The following is a 4,359-nucleotide window of genomic DNA, read 5'->3' on the forward strand; positions in this document are numbered from 1 at the left end:
GAGAATCCGGGGCGTTTTGTGCTGCTGGATGTGGCGGAGGGCGAGGACGTGGCGGGGGTGTTGCCGTCGGTGCTGGGGTGCGGTGAGCCGGAGGTCGCCTGGCGCGAAGGCACGGCGCTGGTGCCTCGGTTCAGGCGTCGGGAAGCGGCGGAAGCGGGTGTACCGCCGTTCGGCGATGGTCAGGGGACGGTGTTGGTGACGGGTGGTACCGGTGGGATCGGTGCGGTGGTGGCCCGTCATCTGGTGGTGGAGCACGGTGTGCGGCAGCTGTTGCTGGTGTCGCGCCGGGGGTTGGCGGCGGAGGGTGCGGAGGCGCTGCGGGATGAGCTGGTGGAGTTGGGCGCGTCGGTCACCGTGGCGGGCTGTGATGTCGCGGACCGGGCGGCGGTCGAGGAGCTGCTGGCCTCCGTCCCCTCCGGGCATCCGCTGACCGCCGTTATTCACGCGGCGGGTGTCGGCGACAGTGGCTTGGTGGGGTCGTTGACGTCGGAGCAGTGGGACATGGTGTTGCGGCCGAAGGCGGACGGGGCGTGGCATCTGCATGAGCTGACGCGGGATCTGCCGTTGTCGGCGTTTGTGATGTTCTCGTCGATCGGTGGTTCGGTGGCGGCGGCGGGTCAGGCGAATTACGCGGCGGCGAATGTGTTCCTGGACGGCCTCGCCCAGCACCGCCGGGCGGAGGGTCTGCCCGCCACCTCGGTGGCCTTCGGCCTGTGGTCCGGCGCGGGTGCCGGGCAGGCACTCAGCGACGTGGACATCGCCCGGCTGCGGCGTCAGGGTCTGCCGCCGCTGTCGGTCGCGGAGGGGTTGGGGGCGTTCGATACCGCGCTTGCCTCCGGTGCGGCGGCCGTGACGGCCGTACGTGTGGACACCGCCGCCCTGCGTACCCGCAAGGGTGAGATCCCGGCGCTGTTGCGCGGGTTGGTTCCGGTGTCGCGCAGGCTGAGCCGGGAGGCCGCGGGCGGCGGCGACGCCGAAGGGCTCAAGCGACAGCTGGCCGGGCTGGACGCACCGGAGCGGGCGCGGGTGCTGACCGACATGGTGCGTGGCCACGTCGCCATGGTGCTCGGACACGGGTCGGCCGAGATGATCGAGCCGGACCGCGGCTACGGCGAACTCGGGTTCGACTCGCTGACCGCCGTTGAGCTGCGCAATCAGCTCAACGCAGCGACCGGACTCCGACTGCCCGCCACCTTGATCTTCGACTACCCCACCGCACAGGACGTCGCCGCGTTCGTGGGCTCGGAGCTCGTACCCGAGACGGCCGACACCGACGGTGCGGGACACGAGGAGCAGGTGCGCCGCGTGCTGAACGGCATCCCGCTCAGCAGGCTGCGCGACGCCGGCCTGCTGGAGACCCTGCTGGAACTCGGCGGAGCCCCCGCCGTGCCGCAGGACGGGGCCGAGGACGCGGAGCGGTCCGACCAGCCCGACTCGATCGACGCGATGGACAAGAACGATCTGATCGACATGGCGTTCAACAGCCTTGGCCTTGAGGGTGCCACCTGGGAAGAGGGTAACTGACATGACCGACTCCGATGAGAAGCTGGTCGGTGCGCTTCGCCTGTCGCTGAAGGAGAACGAGCGGCTGCGGGTGCAGAACGCCAAGCTTTCCGGCGCGACCCGGGAGCCCGTGGCCATCGTGGCGATGAGCTGCCGCTACCCCGGCGGCGTCACCTCACCCGAGGAGCTGTGGCAGCTGGTGGCCGACGGCGTCGACGCGGTGTCGGACTTCCCGGCCGACCGCGGCTGGGACATCGACGGCGGCTACGACCCGGAACCGGGCAAGGCGGGGAAGTTCTACGCCCGTGAGGGCGGCTTTCTGCACGACGGCGGGGAGTTCGACCCGGGGCCGTTCGGTATCAGCCCGGTCGAGGCCCTCCACATGGACCCGCAGCAGCGGCTGCTGCTGGAGTGTTCCTGGGAAGCGCTCGAGCGCGTCGGTATCGATCCGCTGTCCCTGAAAGGCGGCACCACCGGGGTGTTCACCGGTGCCATGCACCACGACTACGCACTCGGCCAACCCGTCAGCACCACCTCGGGGGGCAGCCTGCTCAGCGGTGGGATCTCCTACACGCTCGGTCTCGAGGGGCCCTCCGTCACGATCGACACCGCGTGTTCGTCCTCGCTGGCCGCCGTCCACCTGGCCTGTCAGGCGCTGCGCCGGGAGGAGTGCGGTCTCGCGCTCGTCGGCGGCGTCACGGTGATGGCGACCCCCCAGCTCTTCATGGTCTTCTCCCAGCAGCGCGGACTGTCACCCGACGGCCGCTGCAAGTCCTTCTCGGACGCCGCCGACGGCACCGGCTGGAGCGAGGGCGCGGGAATGCTGCTCCTGGAGCGGCTGTCCGACGCGCGCCGCAACGACCACCCGGTGCTCGCCGTGATCCGCGGCAGCGCCGTCAACCAGGACGGCCGCAGCAGCGGACAGACCGCGCCGAACGGCCCGGCGCAGCAGCGGCTGATCCGCCAGGCCCTGGCGAACGCGGGTCTGTCCGCCGCCGACGTCGACGCGGTGGAGGCACACGGCACCGGCACGACACTGGGCGATCCGATCGAGGCCCAGGCCCTGCTCGCGACGTATGGGCGGGACCGGGAAGGCCAGCACCCGCTGTGGCTGGGGTCCATCAAGTCGAACATCGGGCACTCCCAGGCGGCCGCCGGGGTCGCCGGGGTGATGAAAATGGTCATGGCCATGCGCCATGGAACGCTGCCCCGAACGCTCCATCTGGACGCGCCCTCCACGCAGGTCGACTGGTCGGCCGGGGATGTGAGGCTGCTGACCGAGCCGGTGGCCTGGCCGAAGACGGGACATCTGCGCCGCGCGGGTGTCTCCGCGTTCGGTGCCAGCGGCACCAATGTGCATGTGATCCTGGAGCAGAGCCCACCCGCGGAGGAACACGTAAGCCCCCGTCCGGAGCGGCCTGTGGCGGTGCCCTGGGTGCTCTCCGGCAAGACACCGGACGCGCTGCGCGCCCAGGCCGCCCGGCTGCTGGCCACCGTGTCGGGGAGCGACGGGCCCGCCCCCGCCGATGTCGGGCTTTCGCTGGCCACCGGCCGGACCAGGTTCGAGCACCGCGCCGCCGTGGTCGGCCGGGACCGGGAGGAGTTCGTACAGGGGCTCGGCGCACTGGCCGCCGGCGCACCCGCCACCGGGCTGGTGACCGGGGCCGCCCGCGAGGCACCGAGGGTCGTGTTCGTGTTCCCGGGCCAGGGCGCGCAGTGGACCGGCATGGCGAAGGAGCTGCTGGAGACCTCCGCCGTCTTCCAACAGACGATGCTCGCGTGCGAGAAGGCGCTGTCCACGGTCGTGGACTGGTCGTTGCCGGAAGTCCTGGACGATCAGGACGCGCTCGACCGGGTGGACGTGGTGCAGCCGGCGCTGTGGGCCGTGATGGTGTCGCTGGCCGCGGTGTGGCGCTCCTGTGGTGTCGAGCCGGGCGCGGTGGTGGGCCACTCCCAGGGCGAGATCGCCGCCGCCTGTGTGGCGGGCGCGCTGTCACTCGAGGACGGCGCGCGGGTGGTGGCCCTGCGCAGCAGAATCATCGCCGAGGAACTGGCCGGACAGGGCCGGATGATGTCGGTTCCCCTGCCGCTGGACGAGGTCGAGCGGCGACTCGCGGATTCGGCCGCCGACTCCGCGGACGCCGTGTCGATCGCGGCGGTGAACGGACCGTCGTCCGTGGTGGTCTCCGGCGAGGGCGGGGCGGTCGAGGAGTTGCACGCGGCCCTGGTGGCGGACGGTGTCCGCGCCCGGCTCATCGAGGTGGACTACGCCTCGCACTCCGCACAGGTGGAACAGATCGCCGGCCGGCTCGCCGAGGCCCTCGCGCCGATCCGCCCCCGGGCCTCGGACATCCCGTTCTACTCCACCGTGGACGACGCATGGCAGGACACGGCCGGGCTGGACGCCGGGTACTGGTACCGCAATCTGCGCCGGCCGGTGCGGTTCGAACCCGCGGTGCGGGCCTTGCTGGACAACGGGTTCCGCGGCTTCGTCGAGATCAGCGCCCACCCGGTGCTCGCGGTCGGCGTGCAGGAGTCGATCGACCGCGCCGAGGTACGGGCGGTGGCCACCGGCTCGCTGCGCCGCGACGCGGGCGGCTGGGACCGGATGGTGCTTTCGCTGGCCACCGCGCATATGGGCGGGGTGGCCGTGGACTGGCCGGCCGTGTTCGCGGACACCGGTGCGCGCCGCGTGGACCTGCCCACCTACGCCTTCCAGCGGCAGCGGTACTGGCTCGACAGCGAGACCGGTTCCGGCGATCCGGTGGCGTTGGGGTTGGGTGGGGTGGGGCATCCGGTGTTGGGTGCGGTGGTGGTGTGTGCGGGTTCGGGTGGTGTGGTGTTGACGGGTCGGTT

Annotated in this window: 2 protein-coding genes; both read left to right on the forward strand. The window is 71.8% G+C overall.

Annotation, left to right across the window (positions count from 1 at the left end; all coding sequences use genetic code 11):
• Positions 1-1,524: type I polyketide synthase (locus ABTY62_RS47280; RefSeq protein ID WP_352135592.1), on the forward strand; the 1,524-nt coding region annotated here is incomplete at its 5' end.
• A gap of 1 nt (position 1,525) precedes the next feature.
• A partial coding sequence (locus ABTY62_RS47285) for a type I polyketide synthase (RefSeq protein ID WP_352135593.1) occupies positions 1,526-4,359 on the forward strand: 2,834 nt, incomplete at its 3' end.

The organism is Streptomyces sp. NPDC097640, from assembly GCF_040302705.1.
Classification (GTDB): domain Bacteria; phylum Actinomycetota; class Actinomycetes; order Streptomycetales; family Streptomycetaceae; genus Streptomyces.